Source organism: Bacillus sp. GW821-FHT01G09 (genome assembly GCF_059422205.1).
Genome location: NZ_JBWKWL010000006.1, coordinates 21,165 through 44,726, shown reverse-complemented (window position 1 = coordinate 44,726; position 23,562 = coordinate 21,165). Strand labels below are relative to the sequence as shown.

The following is a 23,562-nucleotide window of genomic DNA, read 5'->3' as shown; positions in this document are numbered from 1 at the left end:
TTGCCGAAAAAACGGCAGGGGGATTTTTTATTTTTGTCCGCCTTGTTATGATGAGAGAACCACCAACTTGTTAGGAGGCGTTTACATGGAACTCGATCACCTTGTGACAGGCAAAATCGCTTTAAATCAGTATGTGCATCGCTTAGAGCAAAAGGATGTTTCATTTTACGTCCATTATTGGGGAGCAATGACGAATCACTATAACACACTGCTTCATAAGCATTCCTTTTATGAAATTTGTTACGTGGTAAGAGGTGAAGGATATTATCTTGAAGGCGATCGTACATATCCGCTTCGGGAACAGACGATTTTTTTGTCAAAGCCGGATCATTTGCACCAAATCAAAAGTGAAACAGGACTGTTCATTTTTTATGTCGCTTTTGAGCTGAGTGAGGATCAATCAAGCGCTGAATGGATCAACGCGATGGAAGAAGTGAAACAAAGCCCCCTTGTCACAGTGCAAATAAAAGATGGCGAACCTCCAGGCATTCTTTGGAAAACGTTAATGCTGCAAGCAGCTCAGCCAGTCAATGCTTTTGACAAAGAGATCCTATCCCAATTGTCGCACGCATTGATCCTGTCATTAATCCAAACCTTTCTCCCGTCCGCCCGCCGCCCGAAAAACAAGCAGCTCATTCAAAGCTCATCTGCTTTGCTGACGGAGGTCAAACTGCACATTAATGACAATCTGTCACAGCCGTTAAAGCTGACGGATGTCGCCGGCCATTTTCATATCTCAGGCAGGCACTTATCACGTTTATTTGCAGCAGAACTGGGTGTCAGCTACTCCGAGTTTGTCCAAAATGAAAAAATCAATAAAGCCGCCGCGCTGCTGAAGTCAACGAATCTATCGATAAAGGAAATAGCAGAAGAAATAGGATTCTCTGTACATTATTTTACACGCGTATTTTCTGCCAAAATCGGCAGCTCTCCAGGGCTTTTCCGTTCCCTTTATAAAGACTCAAAAATGACCGCATTTCAAATCAATAAGCCTTTTCAAAAAATCGAACAGGCCGAGCCGCACGAATAAGATGTCCTGAAATGACAAAATAATGTCTCCATATGATAAAGACGCGAGAAATCTCGTTGTCTTATAATTTTTTAAGAAAGCGGTTTCTGTTTGAAAACCGGCTTTTCTTAAAATTTCTGTCCCATAGTACATGATCGAATTGACATCGGTAATTTGCTGTACGATGGCGATTCCGATCTCAGTAAATAGCATGCGCCTGATCTACGGCTCTTGAAAATCTTTAAAAATATGTGCCTGAGACGAAAGGGCGGTCACTTGAACAGCTTTAGCATTCATTTCGCCAATATGAATATGGCCGGCAAGTTGATCAGGACATGCCGAATCAATCGACTCACTTATCGTAATCTGCAGATATGAGGAGGAATCTATCGATGAAACTATCTTATGTAACAGACAGCCTAGGGCATTTGCCTTTTGAAGACATGCTCGATTTTGCCGCAAAGCTTGGGATCGATACACTTGAAATGACAACCGGGGGCTGGTCGCCGGCACCGCACTTGAATCTTGATGAACTGCTGCAAAGCAGCGAAAAAAGAAAAGAATTTTCACAAGCGCTGGAAAAGCGGAACATGACACTTTGCGCATTAAACTGCTCGGGGAACCCTTTAGATCCGGGTGAATTGGGCAAATCGCACAGAGACATAACTGACAAAACGATGGAGTTGGCTGGATTATTAGGCGTCAAAAAAGTGATCATGATGAGCGGTTTGCCAGCCGGCAGCCCGGACGACAAAGTGCCGAACTGGATCACATACACAGTAAGCTGGCCTCCCGTTTTAAAAGATATCCTCAACTATCAATGGGAAGACGTTGCGATTCCATATTGGAAGAAGCTTGTCAAAAAAGCGGGGGCCTGCGGCGTAGAAAAAATAGCGCTTGAGAACTTCAGCTCTCAATTAGTCTATAACCCTGAGACTCTCTTTCGACTCAGAAAAGCGGTCGGCCCGCTGGTCGGTTTGAATCTTGACCCGAGCCATTTATTATGGATGGGCGCAGATCCGATCATCGCAGCAAGGGAGCTCGGCTCAGCCATTCACCATGTCCACGGGAAAGATGTCAGAATTGAAAGATATTTATCAGCGGTCAACGGACTTTTAGAAACAAAAGAAGTGACAGATCCTGCAAACCGGGCGTGGAATTACGTAGCTGTCGGCTGCGGACAGGATTTACAGTGGTGGAAGGAATTTTTTTCAGTTGTAAAAATGATGGGATATGATGATGAGGTTTCTTTAGAAATGGAAGATCTGACGATGTCACCTGAAGCGGGCATCCGCACTTCTGTAGAAGCATTAAAACAAACCATCAGCCAATAGGAGGTTTTCATGATGCTAAATGGAGAAAGAATCATCTCCAAGCCGCTGCGCTGGGCAATGGTAGGCGGCGGACGGCTTAGCCAGGTTGGGTATAAACATCGTACTGGAGCGCTGAGAGACAATACTGCTTTTCAATTAACTGCCGGCGCTTTTGATATCGATGCTGAAAGAGGAAAAGACTTCGGGATGAACCTTGGAGTGGATGCGGAACGCTGTTATCCCAACTATCAAACCATGTTTGCCGAGGAAGCGAAAAGACAGGATGGCATAGAGGTAGTATCGATTGCCACTCCGAACGGCACTCATTATGAGATTTGTAAGGCGGCGCTTGAAGCAGGACTGCATGTCATCTGTGAAAAACCGCTGTTCTTCACTTCAGCAGAGGGTTATGAAATTAAAGCGCTCGCAGAGAAAAAAGGGAAAATTGTCGGCGTGACGTACGGTTTTTCAGGCAATCAAATGCTTCTTCAAATGCGTGCGATGATTGAACAAGGAATGATCGGCGATATTCGGGTGGTTGACTTGCAGTACACACACGGTTTTTGTGCAACAGATGAAGGTGAAAAGATAAGCGCTGCACAGAAATGGCGTGTCGACCCTGCGATCGCCGGGCCAAGTTTTGTACTAGGCGATTTATCTACCCACACGTATTATATGTCACAGCTTATTCTGCCTAAGATGAAAATTAAAGAGCTGCTGTGTGATCGACAGAGCTTCGTCGGCAGCCGCGCACCGCTAGAGGATAATGCCCATGTGCTGATGCATTATGAAAATGGAGCGGTCGGAACAATGTGGACATCGTCAATCAATGCCGGATGTATGGATGGCCATAGAATCCGGATTGTCGGCTCAAAGGCAAGCATTGAGTGGTGGGACAGCAAGCCAAATGAACTGACGTATGAAGTGCAGGGAGAGCCGGGCCAGACACTCGTTCGCGGCATGCCGTATTTAGATGATGTTTGCAGCGCCGATGAACGACTGGGCGCCTTACACAGCGAAGGGCTGTCCGAAGCATGGGCCAATATTTATCTTAAATTTGCCATTGCGATAGACGCTAAAAACCGTGAAGATGAAGAAATCTTGAACAACTTGGTTTATCCTGACATTGATGCAGGGATCGAGGGCATTCGCTGGATTGAGAACTGCGTACGCTCGGCAAACCAAGGGTCAGTTTGGGTTGAATTTAAATAAATGAGGGGATGCGCCGCATATGACATAAAGTTCATATGCGGTTTTTATTTTCCAGAAACTCCTGTCAAAAATGCCCTGAGGCAGGTATGATAAGAAGGGAATTGGGTATCGGGAGTGATGAGCGTGAAGGCTCTTTTATTTACTAGGATTTTCACTTTAATGGTAAGCTGTTCGGTTTATTTTTTCCTTGTAAAGGACGACAGCTGGTTTGAGTATTTGTTCATCGCTTGCGGTGCAAGTGTGTTCTTAGCAAATCATTTCTTATTAAGGGTACAGAGATATGCGATTATTTTTTGCCTGATTGATATCGCAGTTGGCTTTTCGTTCGGTTTCATGTTTCCGGGTACAGGTTTATATATTACATTGCTCAGCCCGGTTGCAGTTACCTTTTTTCTGAAGGGGTTTGACCGAAAAACTGTATGGTCCGTTCTTTGTTTTTGTTTTATGATGTGGCTGATTGTTCTATTACGCACGTATCATATGCTTGGCGGTGAATATGTGATGGATCATTGCATCAGCATGACATTCGTTGTCTTCTGCGGTGTCGTGGGCAAATTAATCCGCAAGCTGTTGGATGCGCAGGATACGGCAAAACAGCAGTTTCAGGAACTGACGGAGTCCCATCTGGCGCTGTCTGCTGCACATCAGGAGCTCCATTTATATGCGAAGCAGGTTGAAGAGCTGACTGCCATTTACGAGCGGAACAGAATGGCGCGGGAAATCCATGATACAGTGGGGCATAAAATGACGGCCCTTCTCGTCCAGCTGCAGCTTTTGCGTGAATGGCAAAAAAGAGACAGCCAAAAAGTGGATGGGACAGTAGGTGTCTGTGAAACACTTGCCCGTGAAGCGCTTGATGATGTCCGCTTATCAGTACGCACTCTGCTAACTGAAAACGATCCTTCGCTAATCGAATCGCTGAAACAGCTGACAGAGGACTTTTGCAAAAATGCAGGGGTCACAACAGAATTTGCGGTCAGCGGTGATCCTGCAATCATTCCGCTGTCTCTTCATCCGACCCTGATCAGAACGGTGCAGGAAGCACTGACCAATGCCAAACGGCACGGCGGCGCCACAGCTTGTTCGATACAGCTTGCCTGCACAACGGACAGCATCAGCCTTGTCATTAAGGATGACGGAAAAGGCAATCCCGAGGCAGCACTTGGATTTGGCCTCTTGAATATGAAAAAGCGGGCAGCGGAACATGGCGGAATGATCCGCTTTGAAAGCGAACGGGATCAAGGATTTACTGTAATCGCCGAATTTTCACTTGCCAATAAAAAATGGAGCTTCAGGCCCGTGCAGCAAAAGGAGAGTTTATCATGATTAAGATCATCATTACCGACGATCAGGATATCGTCAGAGAAGGGCTGGCATCCCTGCTCCAGCTCCGAGAAGAGCTCGATGTGATCGCAACGGCGCGAAACGGACAGGAAGCCTTCGAAAAGGCGAAAGAGCTGGAGCCGGATATCGTATTAATGGACATCCGCATGCCGGTTTCCAACGGGGTGGAGGGAACAAAATTAATCACAAGCTCGCTGCCCGGCGTAAAGGTTTTGATGTTGACAACCTTTAAGGATTCAGCGCTGATTGCTGAAGCGCTTGAAGAAGGAGCAAGCGGGTACCTGCTGAAGGATATGTCGGCAGATACGATTGTAAAAGCAGTGATGACTGTTCATTCTGGCGGAATGGTGCTTCCGCCGGAATTGACTGCCCAAATGCTGAATGAATGGAAGCGTGAAAAACAGCTGAAAGGAATAAATGAGATAGAAAAACCTAAGGAGCTGCTCGACCTGACCGAGCGCGAAATCGAAGTTCTGGCTGAGCTGGGGTACGGGCTGAATAACAAAGAAATTGCCGAAAAGCTTTTCATTACAGAAGGCACAGTCAAAAACCACGTTTCAAATATTATCAGCAAGCTGGCTGTCAGGGACAGAACCCAAGCCGCCATTTACTCGGTCAGATATGGTGTATCTGTCTTTTGACATATGACGTTTTGCATATACGCTTCTCTGAAAAGGCCTTTTACAGGCCTTTTTTTCATGCCCTATGTTCTATCTGCCGCTACATGCCGCACGCCTTTCTTTCTTCTACAATGGCAATGGATCAAAAAAAGGAGTGAGACGACGTGCTGCAAGCAGAAAACATCAAAAAGGCATACGAAAAAAAAACAATCGTGAAAGGCATTTCTTTTTCCCTCAAAAAGGGGGAGTCGTTCGGTCTGCTCGGGCCAAACGGTGCGGGGAAATCCACAACCATTTCGATGATTTCCGGCCTTGTACCGCATGACAGCGGGAACATCACGGTGGGCGGCTATGTCATCGGAAAAGAAACGGCCAAAGCGAAACAAAAAATCGGCATTGTTCCGCAGGAAATTGCATTATATCCGACGCTGACGGCTCATGAGAATCTTATGTTTTGGGGGAAAATGTACGGACTTACGCACGGTGAGGCCAAAAAAAGATCGGCTGAGGTCCTTGAATATGTCGGTCTGACTGAGCGGGCTAAAGATAAGATTGAAACGTTCTCCGGGGGGATGAAACGAAGAATCAACATCGGTGCGGCTTTAATGCATAAGCCCGAGCTGCTGATTATGGATGAACCGACTGTTGGTATTGACCCTCAATCGAGAAATCATATTTTAGAAACGGTCAAACAGCTCAACGAAACGGGCATGACGGTGATCTATACGAGTCATTACATGGAAGAGGTTGAGTTTTTATGCGACCGGATCGGGATAATTGATCAGGGGGAAATGATTGCGATTGGCACAAAAACTGATTTGTGCAGCCGCCTTGGAGGCGATACCATCATTCAGCTGACGGTCAGCGGGATCGATGAAGCGTTTCTTTTGGCGATCCGTTCCCTGGCTCATGTGAATGATGTAACAGTCCAGGAGTCAGATCTCAAAATCGACATTTCTGCGGCCCATCATGAGAAAGTCGTCACCAGTCTGCTTGCTGAAGCCGCTGCTCATCATATAAACCTGCTGTCTCTTCAGGTGCAGGAACCGAATCTGGAGCGCCTGTTTCTGAATCTGACCGGCCGCACGTTGCGGGATTGAGGAGGGACGGCAATGAAAAAAAGCATATGGATCGCATGGAAAGATGTCAAAATCAGAATCACGGACAGAAAAGGGTTTATGATGCTTATCCTAATGCCGCTGATCCTAACGTGTATTTTAGGGGCGGCGCTCGGATCAGTTGTTGACGTAGGCAGCGGGATTGATGACATCAAAGTCGGCTACGTTCAACCAGATCAGTCAGATGCAGCGAACATGTTTACGAAAGATGTGCTTAAAAAAATAAAGTCAATAAAGGTCACAAAAGCCGGCAGCGAAGACAAGATGAAAAAACGGATTGATGAAAAGAAAATTGATGTAGGTATCGTCATCCCGAACCATTGGGAAGCCGGCAAAACCTCAGCTGTTGTTTATGCCGCTCCTGATCGAACAATGAAAAGTTCCATCATCGAAACAGCTGCCAGCTCTTTTATTGAGCAATATAAAGCGGTAAAGGAAGCCGCGTCAGCCTCAATGGACTACATCAGCAAAACGGAAGCTGTAAAGCAAGGAAAACTTGACCCTGCACAGTTTGCAGAAAAGCTGGCAAAGACACTTGAAAAAGAAACAGGTGACAAGCTTACTATTGCAGAAAAATCTGTCGGCAGCAAAGCCGTTACCAGTTTTCAATACTATTCGGCGGCAATGCTTTGCATGTTTATGCTGTTTCATATGACAGTCGGGGCGAAATCATTTTTACAGGAAAAGGATACGGAGACGCTTGCCAGAATGCTGATGACGCCTGCGCAAAAATCTGTCATTCTCTTCGGAAAATGGCTTGGGACATATCTGTTTGCCATCATACAATTTTTCATATTTCTAATCGTCACAATCAATGTATTTGGTGTGGACTGGGGAGGTAATCTGCTGTTTGTGAGTGTACTCGGGCTTTCTTACGCTGCCGCTGTATCTGGCATTTCAATGCTGCTTGCGTCGTGCATCAGCGATATGAAATCTGCAGATGCGATAGGCGGCTTCGGTATTCAATTGCTTGCGGTTCTCGGCGGGTCCATGCTGCCGCTGTATCAATTTCCGGACGTCTTGCAGTCTGTATCCAAAGCGGTGCCAAATCGCTGGGCGCTTGACGGCTTTCTTTCTTTAATGGAAGGAGGAGGCTGGTCTGACCTTCAAAAGCCTGTGCTTCTTTTTGCGGCGATCGGCCTTTGTTCACTTGTAATTGGTATCAGACGGCTTCATACAAGATAAGGAGGGTACAAAAGGTGAAAAAAATCATAGCCATTTGCGGCATTGAGCTTTCTCTCATTTTTAAGAAGCCGCAGAACTATTTGATCATGTTTGCTGCCCCGCTTTTGCTTACCTTTGTATTTGGGAGTATGCTCGGCGGCAATGATGATAAGGTGCGGCTTGCAATCGTTGATCAGGACGATACGATTCTCTCACAGCATTATATTCGGCAGCTGAAGGCACACGATGATATGTATACATTCGAAAACGTGCCTGAAAACAAAGCGTCAGAAAAGCTGAAACAAAAGAAAATTGCCGGGATCATCGTCATTTCCCGCTCGTTCCAGACACAGCTGGAAAAAGGCAAAAATCCTGAGCTGATTTTCCGTCACGGCCCCGAGCTGTCGGAAGCGCCGATGGTCAAACAATATGCAGAAAGCACATTGGCAACGCTCAATATTCAGGTGACCGCGGCGAAAACGGCATCTCAGACTGCGGGAGAAAACTGGAAGGCGGCGTATAAAACGGTTTTCGCCAAAAAACATGAAGATACGGTTCCGGCTGTAAAACGACAGACGCTCAGTGATAAAAAAGAGGGTGTGGAAGCAAGTGACACAGCTTCCAGAGCAGCAGGGTTTTCCATCCTGTTTGTCATGCTGACCATGATGGGAGCGGCTGGAACCATTTTAGAAGCAAGAAAAAACGGCGTCTGGTCCAGATTGCTTACAGCCTCTGTCAGCCGAGCCGAAATCGGTGCTGGGTATGTGCTTTCCTTCTTTGTCATTGGCTGGATTCAATTTGGCATATTGCTTCTTTCCACCCATTGGCTGTTTGGCATCAACTGGGGGAATCCGGCTGCGGTTATTGTATTAGTGTCACTTTTTCTATTGACCGTTGTCGGCATTGGATTGATGATTGCGGCCAATGTCAGAACGCCAGAACAGCAGCTTGCGTTCGGCAACTTGTTCGTCATCGCAACATGTATGGTTAGCGGGATGTATTGGCCGATCGACATTGAACCGAAATTGATGCAATCCATCGCTGAATTTCTTCCGCAAAAGTGGGCAATGAGCGGGCTGACGGAGATTATCGCTAACGGTGCCCGCGTCACAGATATTCTCGGGATCTGCGGCATCTTGCTTGCTTTTGCGGCAATCACTTTCGCAGCGGGGCTTAAGGCGCTCCGAGCCTAAAAAAAATCATCTGTCCGAGGGACAGGTGATTTTTTATGTGGGCAAACCCATGCATTACGTAAAGGGCGCTCCCGGTTAATCCTTATCGATCATAGCTAATATCGATTCCAGCCAAGAAACGTAATTTTTCTCCCGCTCCAGCGCTTTCGTCAGCACAAGATAGTGGCCGAAGTCCGGTGAAGAAAATGACATCGGCTCTGCTGAAGCCATAAGCTTTTCATAGCTTCCCTGTAAGTCAGAAAGCTTGGCCTGGCGTTTTTGCAGCTGGTCTTTGAACAAATCAGAAGCCTCCTGGCGCGATAGACAAGAAATGAAATAAGCCTTCAGCATAAATTCATCCTTCACCGTCTCGGGTATCGGCTGGTGGCGGATCAGCCAGTCATGCAGCTCCTGCTTTCCGCTGTCTGTCAGGGTGTACATCTTTTTCTCCAGCTTTGTGCCCTGAATCGTTGTCCGGAACGTGATAAATCCTTCATCCGTCAGCTTTTTGAGCTCAGGGTAAATCTGGCTGTGCTTGGCGCTCCAAAACTGGCCGAGCTCCTCTTTAAAATAACTCGTAATATCGTATCCACTCAATTCGCCTTTTCGCAAAAGCCCTAATATGGCGTATTTTAATACTCTCATGCTATCCTCCGTGTCTGGCTGTTTCGCAAAACAGATGAGCCGGTGCTCAACTGTGATTCTAACTGCCTATTCCCCTTATTATAGAAAAGGGAGGAAGGGAACACAACCGGGCCACTTTGGAAATGAAAATAAAAGGGATGTCAGAAGGTATCCGATTTATCTCCGTCAATGATATAAAAGAGATTTAAATTTAATTTTCAGAAAAATATTAACTATATTGATTTTTTATGTATAATAGGAAATTGGTGGTATCAGCATTTTAAGGGGGAATAAACGTGAAAAAAGTACTTATGGCATTCATTATTTGTTTATCGCTGATTCTATCTGTTTTAGCCGCTCCGCCGTCTGGCGCAAAAGCTGAATCAGTACATCCTGTCGTTCTTGTTCATGGAATAAGTGGTGCTTCATACAACTTTTTCGCTATTAAAAACTACTTAATTTCTCAAGGCTGGCAAAGCAACAAACTGTACGCAATTGATTTTTATGATAAAACAGGAAACAACCTAAATAACGGCCCGCAGCTTGCTTCATATGTTGACCGTGTTTTAAAAGAGACGGGGGCAAAAAAAGTAGATATTGTGGCTCATAGTATGGGAGGCGCCAATACGCTGTACTATATTAAATATTTAGGCGGGGGCAATAAGATTCAAAATGTCGTAACGCTTGGAGGGGCTAATGGTTTAGTGTCATCAACGGCGCTGCCGGGTACAGATCCTAATCAAAAGATCCTCTATACATCTATTTACAGTCTCAATGATCAAATTGTAATCAATAGCTTGTCTCGGTTACAAGGAGCGCGAAACATCCAGCTTTATGGCATCGGTCATATTGGCTTGCTCTCTAATAGCCAAGTGAACGGCTATATCAAAGAAGGGCTGAATGGCGGAGGCCTCAATACAAATTAATATCTTCATAAAAAAACCTGCAGTCTCCGTTACGGCAGGTTTTTTGCATTTTTCTAGCAATCTCGCCTGAGAAAGATACACCAAAAAGCCAGAAGGGTTTATGACCTTAGTCTATCATGCATACGTCAATTTATGACATCAGGCACTTTTTCAAATAGAGCGGACATGTTAAGGTACAACCATCGATTTCTATCAATTTGAAATAAAAGGAGCGCTGTTATGCAAATTAAAGAAATTTTTATGATCCGCTGCATTTCGTGCTTAAGTGTCGTCTTGCTCCATATCATTTCAATGGTCCTGATGCTTCAGGCAGAAGCTCTTGCAGATATTTCTCACACTGTTGATTCTTTCCGCACACTCCTGATGTTCAGCACGCCCGCTTTTATTTTCATCTCTGAATTTTTACTGGCCCGTTCTTATCCTGATGGGGTGCCTGACGGTTTTTTAAAGAAGCGGGGAAAAGTGATTTTTGTTCCTTTTTTATTTATCGCGGCCATCGATGCGCTGCTGATGACCAGTGCGATGGGGGGAGAGGTAACCTTTCTCGCGTTTGTGCAAAAATATCTGGAGAACGTATTCTTAGGAAACTTTATCGGATACTTCATTCTCGTCATCTTTCAATTTTACATGCTGCATATGATGTTTCATGAGTATTTGAAAAAAGCATCGCCGAAATGGGTGCTGTCTATCTCATTTGTGGTGACAGCCGCTTATTTAGGCTATTTCTCAGCAGCCAGCCCGGCTCCTGCTTCTGAAGAGGGAGGGGCATTTCCGTTCTTCTGGGTTCCGTTCGCAGGCTGGCTTTTCTACTTTTGTCTAGCCTACTATTGCGGAAAAGAATACAAGCGTTTTTTAGCGCTGCTGAACCAATACCGCTTGGTGGTGTACGGCGCCGCAATTGCTTCTGGGGCGCTGGTTGTCACTGTTTCTTATGTGGGTGAAATCGGCATGATCAGCTCGAAGCGGCCTGATATCATGCTGTATTCAACAAGCATGATTTTCCTGTGTTTTCACTTGTTTTCCAAAATGAAGCATGTGCCGAAAATCATGATGTTTATCAGCAACTATTCCTTTTCGATTTATCTGCTTCATGCCTATTTTATGATTATAGGCTACGTGTTGCTTTTGAATATACCCGACATTCCTGCCGTACCGGCTGTTCTCCTGTTGTTTGCCGTGTGCACAGCCGGCCCGATTATGACCTCATGGGCGCTGAATAAGTTCAAATATGGGTATTTATTTGTGGGGAAAATTTATCAGCCAAAACAGAAGAAGGTAACAGTCGAAGTGCGTAATCACGCAGGGTGAAAAACAAGCGGCAGGAGGGCTCCTGCCGCTTGTTGTGTATTAAATCATACAGCATACACAATCTTTTTCTTGTAAAATAAAGGAGAAGAGTGAATAGAAGGGAGAACATTCATGACATCAGTCAATCTAAGCTACCCAATAGGAGAATACAAGCCGAGGGAATCCATATCGAAGGAGCAAAAAGATAAATGGATTCAAGTACTTGAAGAAGTGCCGGCAAAATTGAAGCAAGCTGTAGAAGGCATGACGGACAGCCAGCTTGACACACCGTACCGGGACGGTGGATGGACCGTTCGGCAAGTTATTCATCATCTGGCTGACAGTCATATGAACAGCTATATTCGTTTTAAATTGAGCTTGACGGAAGAGACACCGGCTATCCGTCCGTATGATGAAAAAGCATGGTCGGAGCTAAAAGACTCGAAAACGGCAGATCCGAGCGGCTCACTCGCGCTTTTGCAGGAGCTTCACGGAAGATGGACGGCTCTGCTCCGCACTCTGACGGATCAGCAATTTAAGCGCGGATTTTATCACCCTGATACAAAGGAGATCATTACCCTGGAGAACGCGCTCGGCCTGTATGTCTGGCACTCACATCACCATATCGCTCATATTACGGAGCTTTCCAGACGGATGGGGTGGTCTTAACGCTTTTGCCGGCGGAAAGCCGGAATACTGATAGCAGCAATCACCAGAAGTGAGATCACAGCAGCCGCTGCATATAACTGATCATAGCCGCTGGCGACACTCGCATGAATGGCGTCGCTTATCGCGGTTTTGACTTCAGGAACGGGAATGCGTTCGATTTGTTCTTGTAAAGAAGAAACATCAGAACTGTCGATCTCCGGAATCATCTGCATCGCCTTTTCTGAATATCCGCTGTCCGATAAGCGGCTGTTGATCTCATCACCTATTTGGTCAAACCCGGCTGTGATAAAACCTGCATAAAGAGTAGGCGCCAAGGTCAGTCCAATTTGCCTTACTAATGAAAGCGTGCCAAGAGCTGTACCCTTATTTGTTTTTGCCGCTTCTGATACAAGGACGTTCAGCGGAGCGCCTAACAGAAAGCCAAAACCGATCCCAGCTGCCACACTTGCGATCATAAACTCCCATTTTTCCGTCACCCAGAACGGAAATAAAGCAAACCCCGCACATGAGATGATTCCCGAAAGAATAACGGTTTTTACAGGACCTTTTTTGTCGGTAAGCGCTCCGCCAAGCCAAGCGCCGATTCCGGAAGCCAACGCAAGCGGTGTCATCCAATAGCCTGCTTTTGCGGCAGGGACACCCAAATACTGCTCGACATATGACGGGATAAAAATGACTGCCGCCAAGAGCCCCCCGGATAATAAACCAATGATAAGCGTGCGCTGAAACATATGGTTTCGCAGCAGAGAATACGCCAAAATGGGATCGCCTCCTCGCATTTCAACTCTCTTTTCATACGAGATAAGCGCTGCAAAACAGAGTAGGCCAAAAATAATACATCCATAAACCTCCGGATTCCCCAAGCTGTGTAAGAGATTTGCCCCGTCAAGGTTCGTCATGCCGTACATCACGGCTAAAATCGACAGGGATAGAAGGAAGATTCCGGCCGCGTCGAGGCGCTTAGCTTCAGGTGCTTTTGTTTCCGCGATAAAGTATGAGCCGAAAACAACCAATAGCACGGCAATCGGCAAATTAATCAAAAACAGCCAATGCCAAGACCCGGTCCAATCAAGCAGAAAGCTTCCGATATTTGGCCCGAGCACAGCGGCCATCCCGTTCATTGCGCCAAGCAGCCCAAGCGCCTTCCCCTGTTTTTCCTTTGGAAGGGTCGCGAGAATGTGAGAGCTGCCGATGATGAAAATCCCGCCGCCTCCAAGCGCCTGAATCAGCCGCGATATCAGAAAGAGCGGGAAGCTTTGGCTCAAAGCAACAAGCAAAGAACCAAGTCCGAACAGGCAAACCTCAATGAGAAAGAGTTTTTTTCTGCCGTAGCGGTCGGAAAGCTTTCCGACGATTGGCACACTGACGCTAAGACCGAGCGTATAAAGAGTAATGCCCCATGATCCCCAGGAAGGGGAAACGGCAAACGACTCGTTTATCGTTGTTAAGGCAGCTGAAATAATTCCGTTATCTAGCGCAGCCATAAATACACCAACCGTAAACAGGCTGATCGCCCACTTTTGGCCTTTCTGCTCTGTTAATGCTTCAGACATATTCATCAACCCCTTTTTTTATTCACTCAAAGTATATTATTCATTTTAAATGAACTAAATGTCAAATAAAAAAAGCCTGCTCCCGCAGTTTGCGGATGACAGACTTACAGATTTATTCTTTTTTCGCTTTCTCTAATGCTCTTGAAAGGATAGACAGCCCTTCGGAAACCGCCTGCTTTTCTTCAGGGGACAGCAGCTCTAATGAACGCTTCAATTTCAGGTGGCCTTTTTCATATAAACCCCGGAAAATCTTTTTCGCATTTTCTGTCAACTGAACAACTACAGAGCGGCGGTCCTCTTCAGAATGTGAGCGTTTGACAAACCCTGATTTCTCAAGGCGGTCAAGCAGCCCAGTTGTATTGGACAGGGAAGCCCCCATTTTTTCAGCAATGTCGCTCACTTTCAATGTTCCATGGTTGTTTAATAGCATCAACACCTTCATTTGCGGCATGCTCATATCCAGCTTCATCCACTCGGACACATCACCGAGGCCGGCGGAAGTTAAGACTTTCATATAGAGCACCCATATTTCCCGTTCCTCCGATGAAAGAATGTTTTCGTTTAATACTGTTGTATCGTGTAAATTATATTCCATTTCATCACTTCCTCATCATTCACTCCTCTTACCATATTACTCGATTTTCACTCCTGAAAGAAAGTGAGCAGAAACCGCATGCGGGACTTTGTCCGAAAAATAACGGTAGTGTATAATGAGTTGGAGATTATTGGGGGAGAGGATCGAACTAGAATATGATTGGAGAGACCATTGCTGATTAAAAAGAATGCTTTATCAATATTAAAAATCGTTTTTCCTATTGCTGTTTTGCTATTTGTTATTTATCAATCGAAAAAAGAACTGACAAATCTGTCATTCAAACGTACGCTCATGGTCATCAACGGACTGGAACGAACGGACTTATTCATGCTTGTGTTGATCGGCTTGCTGGCTGTTGCGGCCATGTCGCTGTATGATTACGTCCTGAAATACTCACTGCGCCTATCGATCACAAACGGAAAAGTATTCAGGGTTTCCTGGATCGCTAATTCATTTAATAATGTGCTGGGCTTCGGCGGTTTAGCCGGCGTCGGGTTAAGAATGATGTTCTATAAGGAGCATACGAAAGACCATAAGGCACTCGTGAAAGGAATCGCCTGGCTCACATCATCTATGCTGCTCGGATTATCTGTTTTCAGCATTTTCGTCGCTGCGAGAGTGCTGCCAGTGGATGAAGTGATTCATGAAAAGCCTTGGCTATGGGCGGTCGTTATCGGTTTTGCGCTGATATTGCCGCTGTCTTTGATGGTGTCCAAAATAAAAGACCGTAAAGCTGGGGACGAAGAGAATGCGGATAAAGTGAAAAATCCGATTTTCGCATATATTGGAGCTTCAGTTGTTGAATGGCTCATGGCCGGGACCGTCATTTATTTTGCTTTGTTCGCTATGGGCATTCATGCAGATATCAGGTATGTGTTCGGGGTGTTCGTCATTGCGGCGATCGGAGGAATGATCAGCCTCGTGCCGGGCGGCTTCGGCTCGTTTGACCTTTTATTTTTGCTGGGGATGGAGCAGCTTGGCTATCATCAGGAGGCCATCGTTACTTCTATTGTATTGTACAGGCTCGCCTATTCATTTATCCCATTCATCTTGGGACTGTTCTTTGCCGCCGGCGACCTGACGGAAAATACAATGAAGCGGCTCGAAACGAACCCGCGCATCGCACCGGCAATTGAGACGACAAACGTTCTGCTTGTTGTTCAGCGTGCGGTATTAGTGAGAATTTTGCAAGGCTCGCTTTCCCTTATTGTGTTCGTAGCAGGTCTGATTGTCCTGGCCTCAGTTTCCTTGCCGATTGACAGGCTGACGGTTATACCGCACATTCCGCGCCCGGCGCTTTTGCTGTTCAACGGCCTGTCCTTAAGCGCAGCGCTCATTCTGCTGATTTTGCCTATCGAGCTTTATAAACGGACAAAACGTTCCTATACGATGGCCATTACAGCGCTTGTCGGCGGCTTTGTGTTCAGCTTTTTAAAAGGGCTTAACATCAGCGCGATATTTGTACTGCCGATGATTATCGTATTGCTTGTGCTATTGAAAAAACAATTTGTTCGCGAACAGGCATCCTATACACTGGGACAATTGATATTCGCTGTGGCGCTGTTTACTGTGGCGCTCTTTAACTACAATCTGATCGCGGGCTTTATTTGGGACCGGATGAAGAAGGTGCTGCGTCACGAGTATTTCGTCCACAGCACCTCGCATATTACACATGCAACCATCATGGCGATCATCATTGTGCCGCTGTTCTTCTTGATATTTACAGTGGTCTATCATAAGAGAACGAAACCGATCGGAGAGAAAGCTGACCCTGAGCGTCTTACTGCGTTTCTCAATGAAAAAGGGGGCAACGCGCTGAGCCATCTCGGTTTTCTTGGAGATAAGCGGTTTTATTTTTCTAGTGATGGGAATGCACTGCTTCTGTTTGGGAAAATCGCCAGAAGGCTGGTCGTGCTCGGCGATCCGTCTGGCCAAAGAGAATCATTCCCGCTCGTGCTGGAAGAATTTCTGAACGAAGCGCATCAGAAGGGATTCAGTGTTTTGTTCTATCAAATTGAACGAGAGGACATGGCGCTGTATCACGATTTTGGCTACAACTTCTTTAAATTGGGCGAGGAAGCATATGTAGATTTAAATACATTTACCTTGAGTGGGAAGAAAAAAGCCGGCCTTCGGGCAATCAATAACCGCTTTGAGCGGGAGGAGTATACTTTCCATGTGGATCATCCCCCATTTTCTGATGCGTTTTTGGAGGAGCTGAAGCAAATCTCAGACGAATGGCTCGGCTCGAAAAAAGAGAAGGGATTCTCGCTCGGATTTTTTGATCCTTCCTATTTACAGAAAGCGCCGATCGCCTATATGAAAAATGCAGAAGGAGAGATCGTTGCATTCGCAAATGTCATGCCGATGTACCAGGAAGGAGAGATATCGGTCGATCTGATGCGCTATCGCGGCGACGCTCCAAATGGCATTATGGACGCATTGTTTATCCGTATGTTTTTATGGGCAAAGGAAGAGGGCTGCACGTCATTTAATATGGGGATGGCACCCTTGGCCAATGTCGGCACTGCCTTTACATCCTTCTGGTCCGAAAGGTTTGCCGCTGTCATTTTTAATAATGTCAGATACATGTACAGCTTCAGCGGCCTAAGAGCCTTTAAAGAAAAATACAAACCGGAGTGGCGAGGGAAATACTTGGCGTATCGGAAAAACAGATCTCTTTCTGTCACCATGTTCCTCGTTACACGTCTAATTGGCAAAAGCAAAAAAGACTCCGTCTAATAAGACGGAGTCTTTTTTTATTTCGTTTTTAAGAAGTAGGTTTCAATATCATCAAGCAGATAGTTTGCGGCTTTAATTCCGCCTGCGGTTGTCCACACGACGTCATCGACTTCATGTGCATTACCTGACTTCACGGCCTTCAGGTTTTTCCATAGTGAACTGCTTGTCCACTGATTGGCCCATTTTTCATTTTCCTTTGCATTATCGGCTTTATAAGTGAAATAAAACAGCACATCAGCATCCATATCAGGAATGGATTCTTTACTGTCGGTTGAGAATGTAAATTGGTCCTTTTGTTTCTTAAACAGCTCCACTTGTTTTTCAGGGCGTTTGAAGCCAAGCTGGTCTAAAATAATTCCTGAGAATGAATCAGTATAATAGATTCTTGACTCACCGGATAAAAAGCGTACGACAGAAACGGTTTTGTTTGTCTGGTCGCCCAGCTTGTTTTTTAAATCAGAAACGCGTTTATCAAAATCGGCAATGACTTCCTTGCCTTTGTCCGCCTTATTCACCGCGTTGGCGTATAGAGTCAGGTTATCCTTCCAGTTCCCAGCCAAAGATTCAGCAAAAACGGTCGGCGCAATCGCATTTAACTGATCATAAATTTTTTCTTGGCGCACTTTGTTTCCAATAATCAAATCAGGCTTTAATTCTGCGATGGCTTCCACATTGGGTTCCGTTTCAAGACCGACGTTTTTAACGCCTTTCATGTCATCTTTCAGATAGTCATACCACGGGTCGCCCTTCCATGACTTTACGGCTCCGACCGGCTTAATGCCAAGCGCTAAGAGCGCCTCTGTTCCTTCATTAGTTAAAACAACAATCCGTTTTGGATTGGCGGGAATGTTGTCTGATGTCCCCATTGCATGTTTGACCGTTCTTGTTTTGCTGCTTGACCCCTCGCTGTTACTTGAACTTTCTGAACTATTACAGGCAGAAAGTACTATAACGGCCATTAAAAATACGAATAGCATGCTGATATGCTTTTTCATCTTTTTCCTCCCAATATTGAAATTCATTATCATTTAGATCATAATAAGCAGTGTTAAGAGTGTCAATCCCTAATTGAGGATTATTCTCAAAAACAAACATTACATAGTAAATAACTAGGAGAATTAGATCATGATCTGCAAAAAGGCATCTTCAAAATGGATTGTGTTAGTATGTCTGATTTTCATTTTACTGGCGGCTGTCTGCGCAAGCGTCGTGTACGGCTATACAGGTACGTCATGGAGACAGGTCTATCAGGCGTTTACTTCCTTCAACGGAACAAATGAGCATGTCATCATCAAGGATGTCAGGCTTCCGCGCGCTTTGGTTGCCACAGTTGTCGGCGCCTCGCTTGCAGCCGCGGGCGCTCTCATGCAGGCGCTCACAAAAAATCCGCTTGCGTCACCGGGGATTTTCGGGATTAACGCCGGTGCAGGTTTTTTTATTGTTGCCGGATCGTTTTTTCTGCATATTCAGTCACCTCAGGCATTAGTATGGAGCTCGTTTCTGGGGGCAGCATTTACCGCCGCGATCGTCTATGCAGCAGGCTCGCTTGGGAGGGAAGGGCTGACGCCAATCAAACTGACGCTGGCGGGAGCTGCCATGGCGGCTATGTTTTCTTCTCTGACACAGGGCTTGCTTTCTGTTAATGAACTCGAGCTTGCCCAGGTGCTTTTTTGGCTGACCGGCTCTGTGCAGGGCAGGAGTCTGGATCTGCTGATGACGATGCTCCCGTATGCAGCGGCAGCGCTTGTGATCTGCTTCTTTCTCGGTCAAAAAATTAATCTCCTCGTCATGGGAGAAGATGTGGCAAAAGGACTCGGCCAAAAAACAGGCCTGTTGAAATTTGTGATGGCGCTTTGTGTTGTCATGCTTGCAGGGTCCGCTGTCGCCATTGCCGGGCCGATTTCTTTTATCGGCATCATTATTCCGCATTTTGCCCGCTTTGTCGTTGGTAATGATTATCGCTGGGTTCTGCCGTTTTCCGCTGTTTTGGGTGCCATTTTGCTTGTTTGCGCGGATATCGGTGCGCGATATATCATTATGCCTCAGGAAGTTCCTGTCGGGGTCATGACCGCCATCATCGGAATGCCTGTGTTTGTGTACATCGCAAGAAGGGGGGCGAAGCTATGAAACTTCGTTTTGGCGTTACTGCGGCTGAAAAGAAAGCATGGATCGTCTTTTTGGTTTTACTGGGGTTAACAGCTGCTGTACTCATCATAAGCGCTGGTCTCGGACAAAGGTTTATTCCTCCCTGGGATGTAGCAAAAACATTCTTTGGTGCAGGTTCCAAGCTGGATGAACTGATGATCATGTCGTTCCGCATGCCAAGAATTTTGACGGCTTTATGCGCCGGTGTCTGCTTGGCAGCGGCAGGCGCGATATTGCAGGGGCTCGTCAGAAACCCTCTCGCATCTCCGGATATTATCGGAATAACAGGAGGAGCGGCGGTAGCGGTCGTGCTTTTAATGATGTTCTTCTCAGACCGCAGCAGTTCACTTACGATCAGTCTGTCATGGCTTCCGGCAGCCGCATTTATCGGCGCATCGGCTGTCGGACTCATCGTCTATTTACTGGCATACAAAAATGGCGCCTCCACATTTCGGCTGGTGCTTATCGGAATCGGATTTTCAATGTCGGCGCAGGCGATGACTACCCTGTTGATGATCAAAGGTCCGATTTACCGGGCATCACAAGCCAATGTGTATATCACTGGGTCAGTTTATGGGTCAAACTGGCAGCATGTAAAAATAGCTATTATCTTATCTGTCATTCTCTTATTCATTTGTTTTGTCGCGCTAAAAAATATGAATATACAGGTGCTGGGTGAAGATATTGCGGCGGGTGCAGGAAGCGCTGTGCAGCGAAATCGTTTTTTCTTGCTCCTTTTGAGTACGGCTCTTACGGGTTGTGCAGTTTCAGTTGCCGGCACAATCGGTTTTGTCGGGCTGATGGCGCCCCATATTGCAAGACGGCTTGTCGGCTCATCTTATGGCGCGCTGCTCCCAACGTCGGCACTTATTGGAGCTCTGCTCGTTTTAACAGCTGATATCGTCGGCAGAACCTTATTTGCTCCGGTGGAAGTGCCGGCCGGCGTCTTTACAGCGGCTATCGGCGCACCTTATTTTATTTATTTGCTCTATAAAACAAGAAATTCTTGATCGTTACACCCATTTTCTTAAAAAAGGAAATGGGTTTTTTTGATAATGACTGAAGATTCGTAATTATTTTTGCTATACTGACAGAGACATTGATAAAGAAAGGGCGGCAGATGAATGAAAGAAGCAGAGGTATTAAAATATGAAGCATTTACAAGCAGTCCCGGCAAAGGAAACCCTGCAGGCGTCGTTTTGCAGGGAGACGATTATACGGAAGACGAGATGCAGATCATAGCTGAACGTGCCGGGTATTCAGAAACCTCCTTTATCCGAAAAAGCGAGTCGGCCGATCTTGAACTCCGTTACTTTACCCCTGGACACGAAATGAATTTGTGCGGTCATGCGACAGTTGCTTCTCTTTACGCATTATGTGAGAAAGGAATGCTGGAGAGCGGTAAAACGTACAGCATCCAAACGAAAGCGGGTATCCTGCCTGTGAAGATTTCTGAAAAAGATGGCCGCATTCATATCACGCTTGAACAGGCCTCTCCGCAATTCAAACCATTTACAGGCGAGCGGGGAAAACTTGCGAACGCACTGGGTATCACCGAAGAGGATTTTCATGAAGACCTTCCGATTGTGTTTGGCAGCACTGGGATATGGACAGCCATCGTTCCGCTTAAATCATTGGAGGCTTCCAAAAAAATGGTGCCAGATAACAAACAATTTCCGGAAGTGTTAGTTGATCTGCCAAAAGCTTCAGTCCATCCGTTTACCTTTGAAACCGTCCATCCCGACAGCGACCTGCACGGGCGGCACTTTTCATCCCCGTATTCGGGAACGATTGAAGACCCCGTGACCGGCACAGCATCCGGCGTGATGGGGGCTTATATGAAACATTATGGCAATGCCAAGCAGCATAAATTTATCATTGAACAAGGGCAGGAAATTGGAAAAGACGGAAAAGTGGAGATCGAAATGAACGAAGCCGGCGGCCATGTGAAAGTGAACATGACAGGAACAGCCGTTTACTCAGAAACCCGTATTCTTAAAATCTAATACGGATGATGGTTTACAAAAAGATGCACTTTCCGTTATTATTATGAAATGATAATCATTTTCAATTGCATAGGAAGGTGAGACGGTATGCCTCAAACCGAACAAATACATCAGCATTCAGTACTGCGGGACATCATACGCAGCAGAAGATCGATTCGAAAGTTTAAACAAGAGCCAGTACCTTCAGCAGTCATTCTTGACATGCTTGAAACGGCAAAATATGCGCCAAATCACAGAGTGACAGAGCCATGGAGATTTATTTACGTTTCCAGTGAGACAGGTAAAGCGAACCTCATCAATACATTTGCAGCGTTCTCTAAGAAATCCAAGCCGGATATGACAGAGGAAAAGCTTCAAAATTTCAAAAACACACTTGGGCGCGTTCCGGGATTTCTCCTCGTCGTGTTTCAGGAAGATGAAAACGAAAGAGCGCGGGACGACGATTTTGCGGCAACAAGCTCGTTGATTCAAAACCTTCAGCTTCTTGCTTGGGAAAAAGGAATCGGCATGGTTTGGAAAAGTGGAAAAATCCTTTATGACAAAGAAGTCCATCAGGCCTTTGGTTTGCAGGATAATGAGCGTTTCGCCGCCATCATACAAACAGGTTATCCTGACGAGGCGCCGGAAGTGAAAAAACGCACACCGATCCGCGACCGGTTCACTGAAATGTAAAAAAACCCTTGTCTCAAACGGAGACAAGGGGTTTTTCATTAACGAGATTTCTTTTTCGCTCTGTTGTCGGCTGCTTTCGCACGCTCTTGCGCTTCGCGGTCATCTGCATCAGCAAGCTCGGTTGAATATTCTTCGTAAACGCCGTCAGTTTCCCTTTTTAATGCATCGGGAACTTGTGGAAGCTTTTGTTTGTTTTTATCACGGTTTTTGTGGATATGATTTCTGCCCATATCAAATTCCCCCTAAAAGTGATATCAAACAAATATAGTATTTGGTTTTAAGGGGCTATGTATTCCTACTTCCGCTTAGCAGCTTTTTCCGCTTTTTTAAATTCGCCTGAATAAAGAACTTCCTGCATTTTTTTCAGGTTGGCGCCTTGCTGATGCTTCTCCCTCTTTTTTTCCATAAAAAGGACCTCCTTCAACCATTTTATTCTTAAGGTTGACCCTTCCTGCTGTTTTTATACAGTCTTTCGGTCTGCTATCAGCTGTGAGAGTGCAAATTCAAGATCCGAATATGTAAAACGAAATCCAGAGGTTATCGCTTTTTTCGGAAGAGCGCGCTGTCCTTTCACAATCAAAAGACTCATTTCACCCAATGCTTTTGATAAAAAGAATTCCGGGACGGGGAGCCAGTGCGGGCGGTGCTTCACCCGTGCAATCGTTTTTCCGAATTGCTTCATGTCCACAGGATTGGGCGCGGTGACATTCATTGGGCCTGAGATGCCGGCGTTTTCCACCGCATATCGGATCATCTGGGCCGCATCCTCGACATGAATCCATGACAGCCACTGCCTTCCCGTTCCGATCGTTCCGCCGGCCAGAAACTTATAGGGGAGAACCATAAGCGGGAGAGCGCCTTTTTCTCCAAGCATCACGCCAAATCTCGCATAAACCGTTCGGATGCCCATCGCCTCAATATGCTGTCCTTCCTTTTCCCACAGGTGTGCAGTATGGCTGAGAAAATCCTCATCTGACGTTGCAGAATCCTCTGTAAAGGTTTTCTCAAGGCTTGTGCCGTAAATACCCACGGCACTGGCTTGGATCAATGTGTTCGGCTTCTCCTTCTGTTTCTGAATAAGCCGCTGCACTTCACGCGTCGCATTGATACGGCTGGAGAGAATGTGCTGCTTTGTTTTATTTGTCCAGCGGCCAAAAATCGATTTTCCCGCAAGGTTTATCCAGACATCAATATGAGGAAGTTCCTGCTCCGGGGCGGCTCCTTCCGTCAGCCATTGGACATATGTCATATTTTTTTGTTCAGTTTCCCGTGCGTTTCTTGATAAAATATAAACATGGTGTCCCTGGCGCGTAAGAACGCCTGTCAGATGCTGGCCGAGAAAACCGGTTCCGCCCGTCATTGCGATATTCATGAACATCTCTCCTCATCGT

General features: G+C 46.0%; 23 protein-coding genes and 1 pseudogene. 16 read left to right on the top strand and 8 right to left on the bottom strand.

What is annotated here, in order from left to right:
- The first annotated feature begins 85 nt into the window (after positions 1-85).
- A complete protein-coding gene (locus AC07VD_RS18825) occupies positions 86-1,030 on the top strand; it encodes an AraC family transcriptional regulator (RefSeq protein ID WP_129092329.1) in 945 nt (314 codons plus the stop codon).
- Between the two features lie 66 nt (positions 1,031-1,096).
- On the opposite strand, the pseudogene AC07VD_RS18820 reads toward AC07VD_RS18825, so the two are convergent.
- Positions 1,097-1,255: pseudogene (locus AC07VD_RS18820) on the bottom strand (MFS transporter); the annotation flags it as partial.
- A gap of 146 nt (positions 1,256-1,401) precedes the next feature.
- Between AC07VD_RS18820 and AC07VD_RS18815 the strand changes: the two are divergent.
- The 7 genes from AC07VD_RS18815 to lnrN all read left to right on the top strand — a co-directional run bounded on the left by AC07VD_RS18815 (position 1,402) and on the right by lnrN (position 8,973).
- Entirely contained in the window at positions 1,402-2,343 is a 942-nt protein-coding gene (locus AC07VD_RS18815; RefSeq protein ID WP_024572211.1) for a sugar phosphate isomerase/epimerase family protein, read from the top strand.
- 9 nt (positions 2,344-2,352) lie between these two features.
- Entirely contained in the window at positions 2,353-3,534 is a 1,182-nt protein-coding gene (locus tag AC07VD_RS18810; protein WP_129092330.1) for a Gfo/Idh/MocA family protein, read from the top strand.
- 123 nt (positions 3,535-3,657) lie between these two features.
- Entirely contained in the window at positions 3,658-4,860 is a 1,203-nt protein-coding gene (locus AC07VD_RS18805; protein ID WP_494721928.1) for a sensor histidine kinase, read from the top strand.
- Complete coding sequence (gene lnrK, locus AC07VD_RS18800) at positions 4,857-5,519, top strand: two-component system response regulator LnrK (protein ID WP_015252530.1); 663 nt, start codon at positions 4,857-4,859, stop codon at positions 5,517-5,519. The genes AC07VD_RS18805 and lnrK overlap by 4 nt, the downstream gene beginning before the upstream one ends.
- A 143-nt stretch (positions 5,520-5,662) precedes the next feature.
- Complete coding sequence (gene lnrL, locus AC07VD_RS18795; protein ID WP_494721927.1) at positions 5,663-6,598, top strand: linearmycin resistance ATP-binding protein LnrL; 936 nt, start codon at positions 5,663-5,665, stop codon at positions 6,596-6,598.
- A gap of 12 nt (positions 6,599-6,610) precedes the next feature.
- Positions 6,611-7,801: a linearmycin resistance permease LnrM gene (gene lnrM, locus AC07VD_RS18790; RefSeq protein ID WP_129092333.1), complete on the top strand. Its 1,191-nt coding sequence runs from the start codon at positions 6,611-6,613 to the stop codon at positions 7,799-7,801.
- Between the two features lie 14 nt (positions 7,802-7,815).
- Complete coding sequence (gene lnrN / locus AC07VD_RS18785; protein WP_129092334.1) at positions 7,816-8,973, top strand: linearmycin resistance permease LnrN; 1,158 nt, start codon at positions 7,816-7,818, stop codon at positions 8,971-8,973.
- Between the two features lie 75 nt (positions 8,974-9,048).
- Here lnrN and padR read toward each other — a convergent pair whose 3' ends face one another.
- Positions 9,049-9,597: a transcriptional regulator PadR gene (gene padR, locus AC07VD_RS18780; protein ID WP_003233588.1), complete on the bottom strand. Its 549-nt coding sequence runs from the start codon at positions 9,595-9,597 to the stop codon at positions 9,049-9,051.
- 275 nt (positions 9,598-9,872) lie between these two features.
- Here padR and estB point away from each other — a divergent pair, with 275 nt between their 5' ends.
- The 3 genes from estB to bstA all read left to right on the top strand — a co-directional run bounded on the left by estB (position 9,873) and on the right by bstA (position 12,458).
- A complete protein-coding gene (estB, locus tag AC07VD_RS18775) occupies positions 9,873-10,502 on the top strand; it encodes an esterase EstB (RefSeq protein ID WP_494721926.1) in 630 nt (209 codons plus the stop codon).
- Positions 10,503-10,721: 219 nt separating this feature from the next.
- Entirely contained in the window at positions 10,722-11,810 is a 1,089-nt protein-coding gene (locus AC07VD_RS18770) for an acyltransferase family protein (protein ID WP_494721925.1), read from the top strand.
- 111 nt (positions 11,811-11,921) lie between these two features.
- A complete protein-coding gene (gene bstA / locus AC07VD_RS18765; RefSeq protein ID WP_003233581.1) occupies positions 11,922-12,458 on the top strand; it encodes a bacillithiol transferase BstA in 537 nt (178 codons plus the stop codon).
- On the opposite strand, the gene AC07VD_RS18760 is transcribed toward bstA, so the two are convergent.
- Both AC07VD_RS18760 and AC07VD_RS18755 read right to left on the bottom strand, forming a co-directional pair.
- Entirely contained in the window at positions 12,455-14,011 is a 1,557-nt protein-coding gene (locus AC07VD_RS18760; protein WP_443091989.1) for an MFS transporter, read from the bottom strand. The two genes, bstA and AC07VD_RS18760, sit on opposite strands and share 4 nt — an antisense overlap.
- Before the next feature lie 112 nt (positions 14,012-14,123).
- Positions 14,124-14,606, bottom strand: coding sequence for a MarR family transcriptional regulator (locus AC07VD_RS18755; RefSeq protein WP_003233577.1), 483 nt, complete (start codon positions 14,604-14,606; stop codon positions 14,124-14,126).
- A 171-nt stretch (positions 14,607-14,777) separates the two neighbouring features.
- On the opposite strand from AC07VD_RS18755, the gene mprF reads away from it, so the two are divergent.
- A complete protein-coding gene (gene mprF, locus AC07VD_RS18750; protein ID WP_494721924.1) occupies positions 14,778-17,348 on the top strand; it encodes a bifunctional lysylphosphatidylglycerol flippase/synthetase MprF in 2,571 nt (856 codons plus the stop codon).
- A gap of 17 nt (positions 17,349-17,365) precedes the next feature.
- On the opposite strand, the gene AC07VD_RS18745 is transcribed toward mprF, so the two are convergent.
- Positions 17,366-18,343: an ABC transporter substrate-binding protein gene (locus AC07VD_RS18745; protein WP_285300132.1), complete on the bottom strand. Its 978-nt coding sequence runs from the start codon at positions 18,341-18,343 to the stop codon at positions 17,366-17,368.
- Positions 18,344-18,473: 130 nt separating this feature from the next.
- Between AC07VD_RS18745 and AC07VD_RS18740 the strand changes: the two genes are divergently transcribed.
- The 4 genes from AC07VD_RS18740 to AC07VD_RS18725 all read left to right on the top strand — a co-directional run bounded on the left by AC07VD_RS18740 (position 18,474) and on the right by AC07VD_RS18725 (position 22,171).
- Complete coding sequence (locus AC07VD_RS18740; RefSeq protein WP_017696455.1) at positions 18,474-19,475, top strand: FecCD family ABC transporter permease; 1,002 nt, start codon at positions 18,474-18,476, stop codon at positions 19,473-19,475.
- Positions 19,472-20,503 carry a FecCD family ABC transporter permease gene (locus AC07VD_RS18735; RefSeq protein ID WP_029317459.1) on the top strand — a complete coding sequence of 344 codons (1,032 nt, stop codon included), beginning with the start codon at positions 19,472-19,474 and terminating at the stop codon, positions 20,501-20,503. Before AC07VD_RS18740 ends, AC07VD_RS18735 begins: the two co-directional genes overlap by 4 nt.
- A gap of 114 nt (positions 20,504-20,617) precedes the next feature.
- The gene (locus tag AC07VD_RS18730) at positions 20,618-21,499 is read left to right on the top strand and encodes a PhzF family phenazine biosynthesis isomerase (RefSeq protein WP_494721923.1); all 882 of its coding nucleotides are present in this window, start codon (positions 20,618-20,620) and stop codon (positions 21,497-21,499) included.
- A gap of 87 nt (positions 21,500-21,586) precedes the next feature.
- Entirely contained in the window at positions 21,587-22,171 is a 585-nt protein-coding gene (locus AC07VD_RS18725) for a nitroreductase family protein (protein WP_003243940.1), read from the top strand.
- Positions 22,172-22,209: 38 nt separating this feature from the next.
- Here AC07VD_RS18725 and AC07VD_RS18720 read toward each other — a convergent pair whose 3' ends face one another.
- From AC07VD_RS18720 to AC07VD_RS18710, 3 genes are all read right to left on the bottom strand, one after another.
- Positions 22,210-22,401 carry a YfhD family protein gene (locus AC07VD_RS18720; RefSeq protein ID WP_003233561.1) on the bottom strand — a complete coding sequence of 64 codons (192 nt, stop codon included), beginning with the start codon at positions 22,399-22,401 and terminating at the stop codon, positions 22,210-22,212.
- 65 nt (positions 22,402-22,466) lie between these two features.
- Complete coding sequence (locus AC07VD_RS18715; protein ID WP_003223230.1) at positions 22,467-22,577, bottom strand: YfhE family protein; 111 nt, start codon at positions 22,575-22,577, stop codon at positions 22,467-22,469.
- Between the two features lie 54 nt (positions 22,578-22,631).
- Positions 22,632-23,543 (bottom strand): TIGR01777 family oxidoreductase, encoded by a 912-nt coding sequence (locus tag AC07VD_RS18710; protein ID WP_029946424.1) that lies wholly within the window; start codon positions 23,541-23,543, stop codon positions 22,632-22,634.
- Between the last annotated feature and the right edge of the window lie 19 nt (positions 23,544-23,562).